Source organism: Pseudoclavibacter sp. RFBB5 (assembly GCF_002931555.1).
Taxonomy (GTDB): domain Bacteria; phylum Actinomycetota; class Actinomycetes; order Actinomycetales; family Microbacteriaceae; genus Pseudoclavibacter.
The window spans coordinates 136130-153922 of the sequence record NZ_PSTZ01000011.1 but is presented as its reverse complement, the minus strand read 5'-3'; the positions used below and the strand labels follow the sequence as shown (position 1 = coordinate 153922).

16 protein-coding genes are annotated in these 17793 nt (G+C 68.0%); 11 read left to right on the top strand and 5 right to left on the bottom strand.

The genetic code is table 11. The features are described 5' to 3' along the window. Positions 1–193 precede the first annotated feature (193 nt). The 7 genes from C5B97_RS17035 to rbsK all read left to right on the top strand — a co-directional run bounded on the left by C5B97_RS17035 (position 194) and on the right by rbsK (position 7552). Entirely contained in the window at positions 194–481 is a 288-nt protein-coding gene (locus C5B97_RS17035; protein WP_068483913.1) for an HU family DNA-binding protein, read from the top strand. Between the two features lie 129 nt (positions 482–610). After that, a complete protein-coding gene (locus C5B97_RS17030) occupies positions 611–2785 on the top strand; it encodes a bifunctional copper resistance protein CopD/cytochrome c oxidase assembly protein (RefSeq protein ID WP_258068339.1) in 2175 nt (724 codons plus the stop codon). Next, the gene (locus C5B97_RS17025) at positions 2782–4071 is read left to right on the top strand and encodes an ATP-dependent RecD-like DNA helicase (RefSeq protein WP_104313281.1); all 1290 of its coding nucleotides are present in this window, start codon (positions 2782–2784) and stop codon (positions 4069–4071) included. The genes C5B97_RS17030 and C5B97_RS17025 overlap by 4 nt, the downstream gene beginning before the upstream one ends. A 163-nt stretch (positions 4072–4234) precedes the next feature. Beyond that, positions 4235–4792, top strand: coding sequence for a YceI family protein (locus tag C5B97_RS17020; RefSeq protein ID WP_068483909.1), 558 nt, complete (start codon positions 4235–4237; stop codon positions 4790–4792). Between the two features lie 218 nt (positions 4793–5010). Further along, positions 5011–6105, top strand: coding sequence for a VanZ family protein (locus C5B97_RS17015; protein WP_104313279.1), 1095 nt, complete (start codon positions 5011–5013; stop codon positions 6103–6105). 110 nt (positions 6106–6215) lie between these two features. Next, positions 6216–6626, top strand: a complete 411-nt coding sequence (locus C5B97_RS17010; protein ID WP_104313277.1) for a DUF6157 family protein — start codon at positions 6216–6218, stop codon at positions 6624–6626. After that, positions 6623–7552 carry a ribokinase gene (rbsK, locus tag C5B97_RS17005; protein ID WP_104313275.1) on the top strand — a complete coding sequence of 310 codons (930 nt, stop codon included), beginning with the start codon at positions 6623–6625 and terminating at the stop codon, positions 7550–7552. The genes C5B97_RS17010 and rbsK overlap by 4 nt, the downstream gene beginning before the upstream one ends. A gap of 295 nt (positions 7553–7847) precedes the next feature. Here rbsK and C5B97_RS17000 read toward each other — a convergent pair whose 3' ends face one another. From C5B97_RS17000 to C5B97_RS16990, 3 genes are all read right to left on the bottom strand, one after another. Further along, the gene (locus tag C5B97_RS17000) at positions 7848–9086 is read right to left on the bottom strand and encodes a saccharopine dehydrogenase family protein (protein ID WP_104313273.1); all 1239 of its coding nucleotides are present in this window, start codon (positions 9084–9086) and stop codon (positions 7848–7850) included. A gap of 126 nt (positions 9087–9212) precedes the next feature. Then, positions 9213–10736: an APC family permease gene (locus tag C5B97_RS16995; RefSeq protein ID WP_104313271.1), complete on the bottom strand. Its 1524-nt coding sequence runs from the start codon at positions 10734–10736 to the stop codon at positions 9213–9215. 155 nt (positions 10737–10891) lie between these two features. Next, positions 10892–11434 (bottom strand): TetR/AcrR family transcriptional regulator, encoded by a 543-nt coding sequence (locus C5B97_RS16990; protein ID WP_181027062.1) that lies wholly within the window; start codon positions 11432–11434, stop codon positions 10892–10894. Positions 11435–11486: 52 nt separating this feature from the next. Here C5B97_RS16990 and C5B97_RS16985 point away from each other — a divergent pair, with 52 nt between their 5' ends. Further along, positions 11487–12662: an FAD-dependent oxidoreductase gene (locus tag C5B97_RS16985; RefSeq protein ID WP_104313269.1), complete on the top strand. Its 1176-nt coding sequence runs from the start codon at positions 11487–11489 to the stop codon at positions 12660–12662. A 612-nt stretch (positions 12663–13274) separates the two neighbouring features. Here the strand turns inward: C5B97_RS16985 and C5B97_RS16980 are convergent. Continuing rightward, on the bottom strand, positions 13275–14132 hold the full coding sequence (locus C5B97_RS16980) for an SDR family oxidoreductase (protein ID WP_104313267.1): 858 nt from the start codon (positions 14130–14132) through the stop codon (positions 13275–13277). 257 nt (positions 14133–14389) lie between these two features. Between C5B97_RS16980 and fdhA the strand changes: the two genes are divergently transcribed. From fdhA to C5B97_RS16965, 3 genes are all read left to right on the top strand, one after another. Continuing rightward, positions 14390–15604 (top strand): formaldehyde dehydrogenase, glutathione-independent, encoded by a 1215-nt coding sequence (fdhA, locus tag C5B97_RS16975; protein WP_104313265.1) that lies wholly within the window; start codon positions 14390–14392, stop codon positions 15602–15604. Positions 15605–15801: 197 nt separating this feature from the next. After that, positions 15802–16623 carry an alpha/beta fold hydrolase gene (locus C5B97_RS16970; RefSeq protein ID WP_104313263.1) on the top strand — a complete coding sequence of 274 codons (822 nt, stop codon included), beginning with the start codon at positions 15802–15804 and terminating at the stop codon, positions 16621–16623. Beyond that, positions 16620–16898 carry a DUF3253 domain-containing protein gene (locus C5B97_RS16965; protein ID WP_104313261.1) on the top strand — a complete coding sequence of 93 codons (279 nt, stop codon included), beginning with the start codon at positions 16620–16622 and terminating at the stop codon, positions 16896–16898. The genes C5B97_RS16970 and C5B97_RS16965 overlap by 4 nt, the downstream gene beginning before the upstream one ends. Before the next feature lie 32 nt (positions 16899–16930). On the opposite strand, the gene C5B97_RS16960 is transcribed toward C5B97_RS16965, so the two are convergent. Further along, entirely contained in the window at positions 16931–17560 is a 630-nt protein-coding gene (locus tag C5B97_RS16960; protein ID WP_104313259.1) for a hypothetical protein, read from the bottom strand. Positions 17561–17793: the final 233 nt, after the last annotated feature.

Sequence of the window (17793 nt, the reverse complement as noted above, 5' to 3'; positions counted from 1 at the left end):
CGATCCGGTCCAGAGGGGTCGTGAACCGGTGAATTCGGTGGCAAGACACGGCGTGTCAGGCGAATCTGCATGCCACGGGCCTTCGCTTTGGTAGGTTGACGAAGGTCCTGCCGCGGAATCCCGCGGAACTGCAGGACTTCTGAACCCAACATGCTGCACTCGCAAGGGCGGGGCCGCGTCCTAAGGAGGACATATGGCAGACAAGACTGTGAACAAGACCGAACTCGTTGCCGCGATCGCGACTGAGACCGGCCAGAGCCAGGCTGTTGTTGGAAGCGTCCTCGACGCACTCTTCAGCGAGCTCGCCTCGAACGTTGCCAAGGGCACCAAGGTCACGATCCCGGGCTGGCTCTCCGTTGAGCAGACCGCTCGTGCCGCGCGCACCGGCCGCAACCCTCAGACGGGTGAAGCCATCCAGATCGCCGCGTCCAAGGGCGTCAAGATCTCGGCTGGCTCGAAGCTCAAGGCTGCAGCCAAGTAGCGTTCGCGCCTGAATGCACGCGGGGTCGCTTCCACTCGGAAGCGGCCCCGCGTTCGTGTGCGCGGCTCACACCGCATCCGCCTGTGGATGAAGAGCCCGTCCGGCGGCGACGATCTACACTTGATGATCATGCCTACGCCCCTCGTCCCCGGTTCCAGAGACGAGAAGACGGCGGCAGCCGCGGACAAGACCGCCAGCAAGGCTGAGCGCAACCGCGCGAATGCGGACTCCTGGTCGCTCCACACGAAGCGGATGGTTGTCCTCGGCCCCGCGCTCTTCCTCCTCGCCGCCCTCGTCGCGGTCGTCTGGGGCCTCGCGTACGGCGGCGGAGCGAAGGCCCTGATCGTCTCCGACCCGGGCCCCGTCGTCATGTGGGGCGTGCCGATCGCGCGCCTTGCCCTGAACCTGTCCGCGTCGGTCACGATCGGCGCGCTGGTGCTCGCCGCGTGGGCGGCGAGCCGAAAGCAGCCCGAGTTCGAGCGGGCGATGACCATCGCGTCGTCTGGTGCCGCCGCCTGGGTGGTCTCCACGTTCGCCGCGGCGTTCCTCACGTACCTCCAGATCTCCAACGCGGCGTTCTCGTTCGACGCGGCCTTCGGCCAGGGCCTCCTGTTCTTCTTCACCTCGCTGGAACTCGGCCAGGCCTGGGTGCTTGCGGTCGGCATGGTTCTCGTGCTGTCGATCGTCGTGTTCGCGAGTCGCAGCGCCTGGATGGTCGGCCTCTCCGCGGCGTTCTCGTTCTTCTGCCTGTGGCCGCTCGGAGCGCAGGGCCACGCCGCGGGCGCAGCGAACCACGAGACCGTCGTCGGCGGCATCACCCTGCACTACATGGGTGCGGCGCTCTGGCTCGGCGGGCTGCTCGTCGTGGCGATCCTCGCTCCGCGCCTGCCCGACGTCCGTCGCCTGGCGGTGCTCGAGCGCTACTCGACACTCGCGCTCATCGCCTTCATCGTGGTCGCCGCGTCCGGGGTCGTCGCGAGCGTCGCGAACATCGGCTCATTCGCCGAGCTCGTCACGCCCTACGGCGTCATCGTCATCGTGAAGGCGGTTGTGCTGATCGCGCTCGGCTTCATCGGCTGGGCGCAGCGACGGGGACTCATCAACCGGATGCGCGCCGCGGTCGAACAGGGCGCCTCCACTCGCAAGCCGCTCGTGTGGCTCGTCTCGCTCGAGCTCGCGTTCATGGGTATCGCATCCGGTGCGGCGGCAGCTCTGGGCCGCACGCCGTCGCCCGTCACCGAGGTCACGGCCGACCAGCTCGCGTCGCCGACGCCCGCGCAGCTGCTGACGGGGGACCCTCTTCCGCCCGAGTTCGAGCCCTTCCGCCTGCTCACCGAGTGGCGCCTCGACCCCATGTGGACAACCCTGTGCCTCTTCGCGCTGTTCTTCTACATCGCTGGCGTGCTGCGCCTCCGCCGCCGCGGCGACGAGTGGCCGCTGGGGCGCACGATCTCGTTTGTCCTCGGCATCCTGATCCTGCTCTACCTCGTCAACGGCTCGCTCATCGTCTACGGCAAGTTCGTCTTCAGCTTCCACATGACGCAGCACATGTTCCTCACCATGCTGGTGCCGATCATGTTCGTGCTGTCAGCGCCCATGACGCTGCTGCTTCGCGCCGTGCACGCGCGACACGACGGCAGCATGGGAACCCGGGAATGGGCGCTGAAGTTCGTGCACTCGAAGTGGGCGAAGTTCTTCTCGCACCCCATCGTCTCCGCCGTCGTCTTCGCCGGCTCGCTCCTGGTCTTCTACTACACGCCGCTGTTCCGCTGGGCGGTGACCGACCACGTCGGGCACATGTGGATGATCGCCGACTTCCTCATCGTCGGCTACCTGTTCGCGAACGCCCTCATCGGCATCGACCCGATCGGCACCCGAGCTCCCTATCCGATGCGCCTCATCGCGCTGGTGCTCGTCATGACGTTCCACGCGTTCTTCGGCCTCAGCATCATGAGCGGAACGGGGCTGCTGCTCGCCGACTGGTACGGGGCGATGGGCAGGCCGTGGGGTGCGGATGCGATCACCGACCAGCAGATCGGCGGCGCCATCGCCTGGGGCGTCGGCGAGGTGCCGACGGTCATCCTCGCCATGCTGGTCGCGTTCTCGTGGTCTCGCTCCGACGATCGGGAAGCCAAGCGGCGCGACCGGAAGGCGGACCGGGACGGCGACGCCGAGCTCGAGGCGTACAACGCGCAGCTGAAGGTGATGGCCGACCGCACAGCGGCACTCGAGAAGCGCAAGCAGGACCGGCGCGAGCACGAGGCGCAGCTTGAGCGTGACGCAGAGCAGGGGGCGAAGCAGTGACGATCGTCCTCACCCCGGAGCAGCAGGGTGTGTTCGACGCCATCGAGCACACGCGCGACCACCTCTTCGTGACGGGTCGCGCCGGAACCGGCAAGTCGACCCTGCTCAACCACCTGGCGTGGCACACCTCGAAGCAGCTGGTCATCGCGGCGCCGACCGGAGTCGCGGCCCTCAACGTGGGTGGGCAGACCATCCACTCGCTCTTCAAGCTGCCGATTGGCGTCATCGGGGATGCGCCGATCGAGCAGAACGGCGACGTCCGCAAGCTGCTCAACAAGATCGACACCCTCGTCATCGACGAGGTGTCGATGGTGAGCGCCGACCTCATGGACGCCATCGACCGCTCGCTGCGGCAGGCGAGGCAGCGCAAGAACGAGGCGTTCGGCGGCGTGCAGCTCGTCATGTTCGGGGACCCGTTCCAGCTGGCACCCGTCCCGCCGTCCGACCCGGACGAGCGTGCGTACTTCCGCGACCACTACCGTTCGCTCTGGTTCTTCGACGCGAAGGTGTGGCAGGAGGCGGAGCTGCGCATCCACGCGCTGCGTGAGATCCACCGGCAGCACGAGGACGAGTTCAAGAACATCCTCACCGCCGTCAGGTACGGGCAGGTCACGGCCGACATGGCGAACCGCCTCAACACGGTCGGCGCCAGGCCCGCCCCGGCAGACGGCACCATCACGCTCGCGTCCCGCAACGCGCAGGTGTCGCGCATCAACGCGCAGAACCTCGAGCGCCTGCCGGGCGCGTCGATGACCGCCAACGCCGACATCTCCGGCGAGTTCGGCGGGCGCAACTTCCCCGCCGACGAGCGCCTCGACCTGAAGGTCGGCGCGCAGGTCATGTTCCTGCGCAACGACTCCGACGGGCGCTGGGTGAATGGCTCCATCGGCGAGGTCACGCGCATCGACAAGACCGTCTACGTCGAGATCGACGGTGACGAGCACGAGGTCGAACCGCTTGTGTGGGAGAAGCTGAAGTACTCGTACTCGCCGGATACGCGTGAGCTGTCGCGCGACGTCGTGGGGGAGTTCACACAGTTCCCGCTGCGCCTCGCGTGGGCGGTCACGATCCACAAGTCGCAGGGGAAGACCTACGACCGTGCGGTGGTCGACCTCGGCGCGAGGGCCTTCTCGCCCGGGCAGACCTACGTGGCGCTGTCGCGCATCCGCGCCCTCGATGGGCTGCACCTGTCGCGACCCCTGCAGCCGAACGACATCTTCGTCGACGACAACGTGCTGCGCTTCATGAAGTCGGTGAGCGCTGCCGCGAAGCAGCAGCAGGCCTAGCTGTTCGCCGCGTTCGGTGGGGTCGTCGACGAGTTCACCGAAGTTTCTCCTGCCGGTCGGAATACCGTCACATCTCTATGCGTTTGAATAACTTGTATCCGCAACAATGTGTTACGTTGTCCAGGACTTGACCGAGACAACACCCGAGCCTTCAGGAGAAGACATGAGCATCAGCGCAGCAGACATCAACGGCTGGACCGCCGGCACCTGGAACATCGACCCCACCCACACGGAGGTCGGCTTCGTCGTCCGCCACCTCGCCATCAGCAAGGTCCGTGGCGGCTTCGAGACCTTCTCGGGCGTCATCACGACCGGCGAGACCATCGAGGAGTCCACGGTCAACGCCGAGGTCGAGGTCGCATCCGTCAACACGAAGCAGCCCGCACGCGACCAGCACCTCGCGACCTCCGACTTCTTCCTCGCCGAGGAGTTCCCGACCTTCACGTTCGCCTCCTCCGCGACGCGCGTCGAGGGCGACTCGGTCAAGGTCGACGGCGAGCTCACGCTGCGCGGCGTCACCAAGCCGGTCACGTTCGACGTTGAGTTCGGTGGCATCACGACCGACGGCTACGGCCAGAAGAAGCTCGGCTTCGAGGCGGTCACGAAGATCAACCGCAAGGACTTCGGCGTCAACTGGAACGCACCGACCGAGGCCGGCGGCCTCACGCTCGGTGACACGGTCACGATCAACCTCGACGTGCAGGCGACGCTCGCCCAGTAGTCGCAGAACCTGGTCGCTTCGGCGGCTGAGGCACGATCTCCCCCGATCGTGTCGCGCGTTCCCCCCGAACGCGCACGAGAAGGCCGGATGCCACGCATCCGGCCTTCTTCGCGTCCCCACCACAGCCGAGCCGAGGGCCGTGTGCACCCAGCGGATGACCTGCGGTGCGCCTGTCGGGTGACGCGGTGGTCTCGCATCCCGAGCAGAATGAGCGAGCTATGAACATCGCCGTCTCCACCGTGCTGGCTCTCACCGCGGGGCTCCTCCTGAACTTCCTCGTCCTCGTGCCGCTCATCGTGGCCAGCTACCGTCGCAGCGGCGGATTCTCGCGGACCCGCTTCCTGGGGTGGGTGGCCGCGGGCTTCTTCTTCGTGGCGATCTGGGCGTACACGCTGTTCCCGCTGCCCGACGGGGCGTACACGTGCCGCTCGCCCATCTGGAACCCGCTCGATTCCGTGACCGATGTCATCCGCCTGCAGGGTGAGAGCTCGTCGCTGCTGACGAATCGCGCGTTCCTGCAGCTTGCGCTCAATGTCGTGCTGTTCGTGCCGCTCGGCTTCCTGGCCCGCGCGCTTCTCGGTCTTGGGATCCTCGCATCCACCGCGGTCGGCTTCGCCGTGTCGCTGCTCGTCGAGGTGACGCAGCTCACCGGGGTCTTCGGGGCGTTCCCATGCGCGTATCGCTTCTTCGACACCGGCGACCTTGTCACGAACACGACGGGTGCACTGCTCGGCGCGATCGTCGGGCTGCTGGTCATGGGCCGTGCGCACCGTGGCGCCGCCGACCGCCTGCCCGGCGAGCTGATCGAGGTGCCCGTCGAGATGACGCTCGGCCGTCGTCTGTTCGCGATGGTCGCTGACCTCACGATGCTCGGACTCGTGCAGATCCTTGCGAGCCTGACCGCGCTGGTGCTGCAGGGCGTCTTCGGTGTCGACGTGAGCGCATCCTGGACACGGTCCCTGTCGCTGGTCGTCGCCTTCCTGCTGCAGGCGGTCTCGGTGTATGCGGGTGGGGTGACGCTCGGTGAGCGTGCCGTGTTGATCCGTGCGCGCGAGGCGGAGGCCGTCGGATTCATGGGCATCATTGCGCGACGAACGGCGCGTCTGCTGTTCGGCATCGGCGGATTCACGCTGCTCGCCCTCTGGGAGTTCGGCGGACTCCTGCAGTTCGTCCTCGGCGTCACCGCTCTGGTCTTCGCGTTCCGCAGTTCAGAGCACCGAGGGCTCGGGCAGTGGCTGGCAGGATCGCGGCCACGCGCGGTGGAGCGGGAGGAGCGCGAGGCGCGTGACGTCGTGCGATCGCGCCATCGGTGAGCGTGGCGCGGCCCCGCGCGGTACGACCGGTCACGCTCGTGTCACGCCTGCGTTGCCGCGCGCGATCCGCCTCCCTGGTCCCCGGCACCGCGGACCCGTAGGCTCTGCCCATGGGGACGACGAACTACACCAGCACGTTCATCCAGATCGCCGACGACTGCCCCGTCGACGAGGCTGAGGCGCCGCCGGAGTCGGCGAAGGGGCCGACGATCGCGAGCCTGCAGCACAAGCTCGTCAGCGAGCATCCGTACGAGTACACGTCGGATGATGTGCTGTTCGAGACCTACGCCGTCCGCAACGCGATCCCGGACGAGGAGCGCGAGACGGCCCGCGCTGCGTTCTTCGCGAAGGACCAGGCGTGCCTGCGCGCTTCGCCGCTCGGGAAGCGCTGGGGCTGGGGAATTCACTCCGACGGGGAGGCGCGCATCGCGCTTGTTCCGCTCGGCACCGACGAGTACGAGGAGAAGGCGGGCGACGAGTCGCTCAAGCAGCTCAAGGCGATGCGCTCGAAGCGCGCATGAGCAGCTTGGAACGAGTCGGGGTGCTTGTCGTCGGGAGTGTCTCCGCCGACCTCACTGCCTTCTCGACGCGCGCGCCCGAGCCTGGCGAGACGCTGCGCGGCGAGAGCTTCAGCCTCGCCCTCGGCGGCAAGGGCGCGAACCAGGCTGTCGCGGCCGCCAGAGCGGGGGCACCCACTGCATTCATCGCGTGCGTCGGTGACGACACCTTCGGCGAGATGGTCCTGCGAGAGCTCCGGTCCGCCGGGGTTGCAGTCGACGGCGTGCGAACCGTGGCTGGCGAGACCGGGATCGCGCACATCCGCGTGGATGCGACCGGCGAGAACTCGATCGTCATCGTGCCGGGGGCCAACGATGCCCTCGACGAGTCCATGGTGCTGCAGGGCATCGGCGACGCCGCGGCGACGAGCTCGGTGCTGCTCACCCAGCTGGAGACGCCCGAGCGGCTGACCGAGAGCATCCTGCGCACGGCACGGGATGCAGGGATCATGACCATCCTGGACCCGGCGCCCGCCATCCCCCTCGACGAGAAGGTGTGGGCGTCGGTCGACATCGTCACACCGAACGAGACCGAGGCGCGCATGCTCACGGGCATCGTCGTCGACAGCGAGGCGAGCGCCGCGGAAGCCGGGCGCTGGTTCCTCGACCGCGGCGTCGGCGCTGTGCTCATCACGCGGGGTGGAGCCGGGACGACGCTCGTGACCAGGGACAACGTCGAGACGTTCGCGGTGATCGAGGTCGAGGCAGTCGACACGACGGCGGCCGGTGACGCCTTCGCGGGCGCGCTCGGGGCGGCCCTCGCCAGCGGGCAGCCGCTCGAAGCCGCGATCCGGTACGGAGCGGCGGCCGGCGCCCTTGCCGTCTCGAAGCGCGGCGCCTCGCCGAGCATCCCGACCGCCGCCGAGATCGAGCAGCTCCTCGCGCGCTGACGCGGCCAACTCGCGTGATGAACTGGCGCTCGCAGCGTCCGTAGTCGCGCCAGGGCCTCGTACAGCACGGAAGTTGGCCACCGGGCGGCACACGCGGCCAGGCTCGGAGTGGGGCGTGCCGGCCCGGCCGCCGAACATCCCGACCGCGCCGAGCATCCCGACCGCGCCGAGATCGAGGACCTGCTGCGGAGTCGCTGTCCAACATCAGTGCAATATCGGGCCAAGCGGCGCCGAAACGGCGCTTTCGACCCGATATCGCACTGATGTTGGACAGTCGAGCTGACGAGCTGGCGGTCTACGCCGTGCGCTCGGCGCTGCGGTCCTGCACGTGCCACGGCGAACCGTAGCCGGACGGCTCGGCGCCGCCGAGCAGCTCGAGGAACGGCTTCGCGTCGAATGCCTCCGGCGCGAGCACTCCCGCGCCAGACCAGACGCCCGTCGCGAGCAGCTCGAGCGCGATGACGGGATTGATGGCGGTCTGCCAGACGACGGCTTGCGAGTTGTCCTTCGCCATCGTCTCTTCGTTGTCGGCCACGTGGTACAGGTACACCTGCTTGGGCTCGCCGTCCTTGCCCTTGCCGGTTACGAGGAGTCCGGCGCACGTCTTGCCGCGCATGCGGTCTCCGAGCTTGGCCGGGTCGGGGAGGACCGCGGCGACGACGTCGCGGGGCGAGACCTGCTGGCCCTTGACGCTGACGGGCTCGGTGCTGTCGAGGCCGAGCATGTGCAGCGTCTTGAGCACGTCGATGAACTCCTGGCCGAGGCCGTACTTGAAGGTCACGCGCTTCGCGTTGGTCCAGCGCGGCATGAGCAGCACTTCTTCGTGCTCGACGTTGACGCACTCGACGGGGCCGATGCCTTCTGGGAAGTCGAACACTTCAGCCTCGCTGAAGGGCGGTGTCGTGTACCAGCCTCGCTCGCGCTCGTAGATGACGGGCGGGTTGAGGCACTCCTCGATCGTCGTCCAGATCGAGAACGACGGGGCGAAGTCGTAGCCCTCGACGGTCAGGTTGGCGCCGTCGCGCACGCCGAGCTCGTCGATCTCGGAGAACAGCTCGTCCTCGGCGTAGCGGGCGAACACGTCGGAAAGACCGGGCTCGACCCCGATGCCGCAGAGGGCGAGCACGCCACGCTCCTTGAGCGCCGCGTCGTGCTCGAACTGCTCGTCGCCGAGCTTCACACCCGTCTGCTCGTGCGGATGCTCGGGGTGCGGCTTCGAGAGGCTCATCGCCATGTCGAGGTAGGTCGCGCCGGCTGCGGTGACGCCCGTGAAGATGGGCATCACGAAGCGTGGGTCCACGGCGTTGAGGACGTGCGTGATGCCGTTGTCGCGGACGAGGGTCTCGACGGCTGCGGGGTCGGATGCGTCGATCTGCGCCGCCTGGAAGCGGGTGTCGTCGAGTTCGGCGACGAGGTCTTCTGGCCGGGTGGGGTCGTAGTCGGCGATGAGGCAGGAGTCGAAGAAGCTGCGGCGCTTCGCGATGCGGGCGGCGGCTGCGCCGACGCCTCCTGCACCGATGATGAGGATGTGCACGATTGGCCTTTCGTTGATCACGTGCGATGGATGGCGCCCGGTTCGCGGGGGTAAACCGTGCGGTTGGTAGGTCGTGGTGAGCAAGCGAGGCGCCCTGCGGAACTGCAGGGCGCCTTGCCTCGGGGATCAGTCCTCGGGGGCGAGGATCGCCGAGTGGCGGTTGATGGTTCGCTTCTCGAAGTAGTCCTTCGATCCGGGCATGGCGGCCCAGACGAACATGAGGATGAAGCCGATAACAAACGAGCCGATGCCGATGACGAACGCGCTGCCGAGGCCGAAGAAGGTCGTGTAGCCGTACTCGGGGTTCGCCATGTCGATTGCCGACTGGACGAACGCCCACACCATGAACACCCCGCCGAGCAGCGGGAACAGGAAGCGATACACGAAGTTGCGTGCCGATGAGAAGAGGCTCGTGCGGAAGTACCAGATGCAGGCGAAGCTCGCGATGCCGTAGAAGAACGCGATGGCGAGGCCGATGGAGAGGATGGAGTCCTGGAGGACGCTGTTCGAGACGAAGCTCATGCCGACGTAGTAGACGATCGCGACGATGCCCATCAGGAGCGTCGAGAAGGTCGGGGTCTTCGACTTCTCGCTGACGACGGCGAAGCGTGCGGGCAGGGCCTTGTAGACGCCCATCGCGAAGGTGCCGCGCGCGGTGGGGAGGATCGTCGTCTGCGAGGACGACAGCGACGAGACGGCGACGGCGAGCACGAGGAACCAGCCCCACGGGCCCATCGCCAGGTCGGTGAGCACGGAGAAGACGTCGTCGGCGTTCTCCTCGTTCGCGAGGCCGGTGCCGGTGTCGCCGAGGCCGGCGTACATCATGACGACGATCGTGATGCCGACGTAGGTGATGAGCAGCAGCACCGTCGAGAGCACCGCTGCGCGGCCCGGCGTCTTCTTGGGGTCCTTGGTCTCCTCGGTCAGGGCGAGGCAGGTGTCCCATCCCCAGTAGATAAAGAGGGCGAGGATGATGGCCTGCACCATGCCGTGCCCGTCGGCGAGGAGCGGGTTGAACCAGTCGATGCTCACGGGGGTCGGGTCGGGGGCGGTGCCGTTGGCGTAGCCGATGAGGCAGCCGACGACGAACGCGGCCATGGCGGCGTACTGGATGATCAGCAGCACCACCTGCATCTTCTCGCCGAGCTCGATGCCGCGCATCGAGATCCAGGTCATGACCGCGATGATGAGCGCACCGAAGAGGGTGACGACCACGCGATTCTCGGCCAGGGAGCCGTCGCCGATGAGCAGCAGGATGTAGACGGAGGCGATCTCGGCGAGGTTCGCCATGACCAGGATGCCGGCGACCGCGAGGGCCCAGCCGGACATCCATCCGGTGCGGGGGCCGAAGGCCTTCGCGGCCCAGGTGAAGACGGTGCCGCAGTCGTTGAGCTCGTTGTTGAGCTCGCGGTACGCGAATGCGGTGAACATCATCGGGATGAACGCCAGGATGAACGCGATCGGCGCCTGCTCGCCGACGGCGATGACGACGAAGCCGAGGGTCGCGGCGAGGGAGAAGAGCGGGGCGGTCGAGGCGAGGCCGATGACGGTCGACCCCCAGATGCCGAGTCGTGCTGGGGCGAGGCCCTTACCGATTGGCGTCTGCGTCGCCAGTGCTTCGGTGATCGGGCCGGGTTGTGCGTTGGTCATCATTGTCTCCCGCATCAAAGGGCCTGCCGCGTTCGCGGAGTGGTGCTGAACTTACCATTCGGTCGGTGACGCGCCGAGGGATTTCTCGCATCCCGTCGTAACGGTTGTGTTTCCAGACGTGAGCGGATGCCAGGGGAGAATGCCTGGGCGGCTCGCTACGCGCGAAGCTTCTCGATCGCGCCCATGATCTCGGCCGTCGACTCCGCGTTGATGAACTTCTCGCTGCCCGCTCCGACGCTGAGCAGCGCGTTGTGGTTCATGCCGTCTCCGACGAACAGCACGAGGCGCGCGACCGCTGGGTCGCCGATGGCCCGGACGAGCGCGTCGAACCAGCCCTCGCGGCACTGGCGAAGCACATCCAGCGCATCCTTGTCACCGGTCTGCGCGAGGCGGTAGACGGCCTCGACGAGACGCTCGAGGAGGCTGTCGCGATCCTGCGAGGAGACGATGTAGTACGACACGGCGTTGTCGAGGTCGCCGAGCATGTTGTCGGCGTCGACCCGCGCCTGCGCCTGCAGCTCGGCGAGAAGCGCCTCGCCAAGCGCCTGCTTCGACGCGAAGTGATGGAGGACGCCGGCCTTCGACAGCTTGCAGGTCGTGCCCACGGCTTCGAGGGTCGTCCCGCGCACGCCGGAGTCGACGAGCAGGTTCATGTACGCGGTGAGAATCTTCTCCCGCTGACCGGAGACGGTGAGCATTCGGCAATCGTACCCAGGAAGTGACCCGGGTGAGTGCGAGTAGCGTTGCGTCATGACTGACGTTGACGTGCTCATCATCGGCGGCGGAGCGATGGGGCTGTCGACCGCGTGGCAGCTGGCGAGGCGCGGCAGGAGTGTCCGGCTGCTCGAGCAGTTCCAGCCCGGCCACCACCAGGGCGCGTCCCACGGTGCGACCCGGAACTTCAACACCTCGTACACGCAGCCTGACCTCGTCGCGATGCTGCACGAGTCGCGCGCGCTGTGGACCGAGCTGCAGCTCGACTCCGGCCGGCAGGTCCTCGACCTCGTCGGCCTCGTCAACCACGGGCCGGGGGCTGCGAGCCCGGACGTCCACGCCGTCATCTCCGCGGGAGGGGAGGCGGCCGAGCTGCTCTCGACGAAGGACGCGGGCGAGCGGTGGCCGGGCATCCGCTTCGATACCGAGGTGCTGCACCTGCCGAGAGCGGGCCGGGTCCGGGCCGCCGATGCGCTCACCAGCATGGCTGAGCTGGCCGCGGCGAGTGGGGCCGAGCTGAGCTGGGGCAAGCGCGCCGTGAGCGTCGTGGAGGAGACCGATCGGGTCGTCGTCGAGGCCCACTCGTGGGGTGAGGCGCCGGAGCACCGCGGCCACGCGCGCGAGACGATCACGGCGAAGGTCGTCGTCTCGGCCGTCAACGCGTGGACCCGCACGCTGCTCGCCGGCATCGTCGAGCTGCCGCGGATGCGGGTCACGCAGGAAGCACCCGTGCACTTCCGCGAGTTCAACGGCTACATCGACTGGCCGAGCTTCAACCACCTCCCGGCGTTCGGCCGCCCCGGGTACGAGGGGTGGCTTTCCCCCGTCTACGGGATGCTCACGCCGGGCGAGGGCATCAAAGCGGGTTGGCACGGAGTTGGGCCCATCGTGGACCCCGATTCGCGCGACTTCCTGCCGGTGCCGGCGCAGCTCGACGCGATCAGGCAGTACGCCCGCGACTGGCTGCCCGGCGTCGACGCTGAGAGCGCCGAACCGATCAGCTGCACCTACACGACCACCGACGACGCCAGGTTCGTGGTCGACAGAGTCGGCCGCATCGTCGTGCTCGCCGGATTCGCGGGGGAGGGCTTCAAGTTCGTGCCGTCGATCGGGCGACTCGGTGCCGACCTCGCCGAGAACGGCCCGGGCGCGGCGCCCGAGCTGTTCTCCCTGAACCGGCCGCGCTCGCTCGCCGCGCAGCCCCTGCGGTAGCCGCTCCGCGCATCCGCTCGGCCGTGCGGCCGAACGCCTGCCCCGCCCCGTCCCCGTGCTCGTCTCGGGATGGGAACATCGCTTCGTGCTGGGAAAGTTCCCGCAACGAGGTGAGTTTTCCATCCCGAGTGGGGCGTTGCGTGCGTGCTCGCCGTACCGGCTCGTTTGTTCCCCGTGTTCGTCTCGGGATGGGAACGTCGCTTCGTGCTGGGAAAGTTCCCGCAACGAGGTGAGTTCTCCATCCCGAGTCGGGTGTGGCGTGCGTGCTCGCCTTACCGGCTCGCCTGCTCCCCGGGGCGTCTCGGGATGGGAACATCGCTTCGTGCTGGGAAAGTTCCCGCAACGAAGTGAGTTCTCCATCCCGAGTCGGGTGTGGCGTGCGTGCTCGCCTTACCGGCTCGCCTGGCCCTGCGGGACCGGCGGCGGGCTGCACCGTGTCGCCTCGGCGGCTGCCGCCGCCGTCTCTAGCTGCCGCTTCCGTTTCGGGATGGCGTTCGCGCACGCGGATGCTCTGCAACCCATCTGCGTGCGTGTAACCCATCCCGAAAGCGGGCAAGTCGAGGGTCGAGAGCCTCGGGTCGCGGCGGCACGCTGCGCGCCGAGCTCGCGGCGCTACGCGGTCAGGGTGCGGAGCGTCTCGGCGAGGGTGGTCGTCGGTCGCCCGGACACGCGGGAGAGGTCGCCGGTCGTGAGCCCGAGGGCGCCGTCGCGGATGTTGGCGTCGAGTCCGGTGATGAAGCCGATCGTGCCTTCGTCGACGGCGTTCGAAGTGAGGGCCGCCGCGTGCTCCTCCGTGGTGAGGGCGCGGTACTCGACGTCGCGGCCGATGGCGTCGGCGAGGGTCTTCGCGAACTCGTCGAAGTCCCAGGCCTTGTCGCCGGAGAACTCGTAGACCTTGCCGTCGTGGCCGTCCTCGAGGGCGACTGCGGCGATGCCCGACGCGTAGTCTGCTCGCGACGCGCTCGCGACGCGGCCCTTGCCGGCGCTGTTCGCGATGACGCCCGTGGTCTCGCCCTGGGCGATCTCGGCGACGTAGTTCTCGGTGTACCAGCCGTTGCGGGCGACGGTGTAGGGCAGGCCCGATTCGCGGATGAGGGACTCGGTGGCGACGTGCTCCGGGGCGAGGATGAGGGCGTCTGGGTCGCCGCCGAGGACGCTCGTGTAGATGATCCGGGCCGCACCTGCGTCGTTCGCCGCGTCGATGATCGTCTCGTGCTGGGCGACGCGGGTCCCGACCTCGTTGCCGGAGATGAGCACCACGGTGTCGCCGGCGCTGATCGCCTCCGCGGCTGTCTCGGGGCGGGCGTAGTCGATGACGGCAGTGCGGACGCCCTTCGAGGCGAGCTGCTCGAGGCGCTCCACGTTGCGCCCGCCCGCGACGATGTCGGCGGGAGCCGCACCTCGTTCGAGGAGGCTGTCGATGACGAGGGTGCCGAGCTGTCCGGTCGCGCCGGTGATGACAATTGCCATGCTGTGCTGTTCCTTCCAAGGGGGTGCTTGCAGCTACAACAACCACGGGATCGTCGCGGCTATTCCGGATGGACCAGTGGGAAGGCCGCGGTCGGTCACCCGGACACGCGCCTGTGCATCCACCCCTCATCCGCCCCTGATCCTGGCGCGGCGTGGGGGCGGACCATAGCCTCGAAACACTGCGTAACAGAGACGTTCGCAGGGCTGCGCGTCCGCGCGCACCGCACGCAGCATCCGCTCAACTCAAAGGAGAGATCATGGCGAGCAACAGAGCTGTCGCGTACAAAGGGCCGAACGAGGTCGAGGTCATCGACATCCCGTACCCCGAGTTCGAGCTGAAGGACGGGCCGGGCGTGAACCCGGCGAACGTGGGCCGGCAGGTGCGGCACGGCGCCATCCTCCGCACCGTGACCACGAACATCTGCGGTTCCGATCAGCACATGGTGCGCGGCCGCACCACTGCCCCGGTCGACCTCGTGCTCGGGCACGAGATCACGGGGGAGGTCATCGAGGTCGGGCCGGACGTCGAGTTCATCAAGGTCGGTGACATCGTCTCGGTGCCGTTCAACATCGCCTGCGGGCGCTGTCGCAACTGCAAGGCGGGCAAGACGGGCATCTGCCTCAACGTCAATCCCGACCGTCCCGGCAGCGCGTACGGCTACGTCGACATGGGCGGCTGGGTTGGCGGGCAGGCTGAGTATGTGCTCGTGCCGTACGCCGACTGGAACCTCCTCAAGTTCCCCGACCGGGACCAGGCGCTGGAGAAGATCCTCGACCTGACGATGCTCTCCGACATCTTCCCGACCGGGTTCCACGGTGCATACACCGCGGGTGTCGGACCAGGGTCGACCGTCTACATCGCGGGTGCTGGGCCCGTCGGCCTCGCGGCCGCGGTGAGCGCCCAGCTGCTGGGCGCAGCGTGCGTCATCGTCGGCGACCTCAACGAGGACCGTCTGGCGCAGGCGAGATCCTTCGGCTGCGAGACGGTCGATGTCTCGAAGGGCGACCCGGGCGAGCAGATCGAGCAGATCCTGGGCGTGCCGGAGGTCGAGTGCGGTGTGGATGCGGTGGGCTTCGAGGCCCGCGGGCACGGCTCGGATGCGGGGCACGAGGCGCCCGCGACGGTGCTCAACTCGCTCATGACGGTGACGGAGGCCGGCGGAGCGCTCGGTATCCCCGGCCTGTATGTGACGGGCGACCCGGGCGGCGTCGACGATGCCGCGAAGGTCGGCTCGCTGTCGATCCGTCTCGGCCTCGGCTGGGCGAAGTCGCTGTCGTTCACGACCGGCCAGTGCCCGGTCATGAAGTACAACCGCCAGCTCATGCAGGCGATCCTCTTCGACAAGGTGAAGATCGCGGATGCAGTGCAGGCGACCCCCATCACGCTCGACGAGGCTCCGAAGGGGTACGCCGACTTCGACGCGGGAGCGCCGAAGAAGTACGTGCTCAACCCGAATGGCTACGTGAAGTAGCTCTGCGCGGGGGACAATAGACCGCGACAGAGCGTGGATGGCGCCGAGCCTCGCGCTGCAGGGATGGACTGCAGTGCGGGGCTCGACGTATGCGTCGGGGGCTTTCGCCTGGTTTTGTCGGTGGCCGGGTGCAGACTGTCGTCGTAGTCGAGTGCGGGCACCGAGGCCGGTACTTGCGGGCGCAGGGGAGCAGGAACATGGTTGCAGCAGAACAGAACGACTTGGGTGGGGTGCGCGTCGACCGCGAGGTCGCCACCTCCGCCGACGGGACCCGCATCGCGTACGAGATCCGCGGGGAGGGGCCTGTGGTGGTCATCGTCAATGGTGCCTTCTCGACGGCGCGCGATGTGACGGAGTTCGCGATGGCGCTCGTCCGGGCGGGATTTGCGGCTGTCTCCTACGACCGTCGCGCTCGCGGGGACAGCGGCGACACGAAACCCTCGGCACCGGAGCGCGAAGCTGAAGACCTGGCGGCCGTCATCGACGCGGTCGGCGGTCGGGTGAGTGTCATCGGGCATTCCTCTGGCGCCGTGCTCGCGCTCTTCGCCGCGTCGCTGGGTGTGCCCGTGCGGCATCTCTTCCTTTCCGAGCCTCCGTTCCGCTTCGGACAGCACGAGCCTGCCGCCGATCTCGCCGAGCGTCTGCAGCGCCTCGTCGACGACGGCGACGAGGCGACGGCCGTCTCCACCTTCCAGCTCGAAGGCGTGGGCCTTGACCCTGCCCTCGTGGAGCAGATCAAGCAGAGCCCGATCTTCCCTGGGCTCGTGCCGCTCGCGCAGTCGACCGTCTACGACGCGCAGCTCGTGCGACAGGTGTCGACGCCCACGGAGGCGATGGTCGCCGTGCAGGTGCCCGTGACGATCGTCGTGGGCGGCGACACGTTCCCGTTCCTCGCGAGCGCAGCGAAGCGGCTTGCCGAGACCCTGCCTGGGTCGGAGCTCGTCGAGGTCGCCGAGTCGGTTGGCCACCGCGTGCATCCCGAAGCGACGGCGAAGGTGCTGGCGGAGCGGCTGCTGTGAGCGCGGCGGGCGGCCCCGAGAGCGGCCCCGATCGCGCAGGAGGCGAGCTCGAGCGGGTGATTCTCGATCTCTTGGACAAGCGCGCCGAAGGGGCCACGATCTGCCCATCGGAGGCGGCCCGAGTTGTCGGCGGCGACGAGTGGCGAGATGAGATGGAGGCGGCGCGGGCCGCCGCGCGGCGACTCGTCGAGTCGGGCGAGGTCGACATCACCCAGGGCGGCGAGGTGGTCGACGGCGCGACGGCCAAGGGGCCGATCCGCATCCGCCGCCGCTGAACCATCCGCACCGGCCGAACCATCCCTGCTGCTCAGTCCCAGTAGGTGATCGTGCGGTACACGATCATCATCTCGCCGGCGGAATCGACGGAGATGAAGAGCGTCGGGAAGGTCCAGAACTCCGCGTCGAGCGGTTCGACGTCGACGCGCGTGCACGCGTAGGTGTCGTCGATCACGGTGAAGGCGTCGCTCAGGGTCTGCTGGATGCGGTCATCATCACGATGGACGCAGGTGACCGGCGAACCCGCGTACTGGGTCAAGGCGTCGCGGATGTCGCTGTTGTTCTGGATACGCGACACGATCTCGGGGTCGCCTGACTTGTCGGCGACCGTCACCCAGTCGCCCTCATCCACTGCGGTGAAGAACATCTCCGCGACGCTCTCTGCACCCTCGATGCTTCCGTCCGGATCGAAGACGTCTGAGCCGGTCTCCGACGAGCCGTCCGTCCCGGTGTCGCTGTCATCTGTGTCGCCGTCGGCGGGCTCGGCCGGGGCGGCCGTCTCGGTCACCGTGACCGTCTCGGTCACGGCCGGCGGAGCCGAGGTGGCAGGTGGCGCTGCAACTTGGCAGCCCGCGAGCACCAACGCCCCCGCCGTGGCGGCGAGCACAGAGAAGACCCGGCGCGGGGTCAGTCCTGGATCGGATTCCTGTCGAGTGGACATGATCGTCCTCCTCTCATGGCGCGGACCCGAATCTCGGGTCCCGCGTTCAGGGGACGGAGGAGGGCCAGAAGTGTCCGGGCGCCCCTCCGCCCGATCTTTCGTACACTAAGGAACCGGCTTGACTCCGCCCCGAAAATGGAGTCACGGACCGGTCCCGTTCGCCTGTCAGCTCTCTGAGCATGTGAAGCGGGAGTCGAGATTCAGGCCGGCCCGGAGAGGGCTCGGAGCGAGTT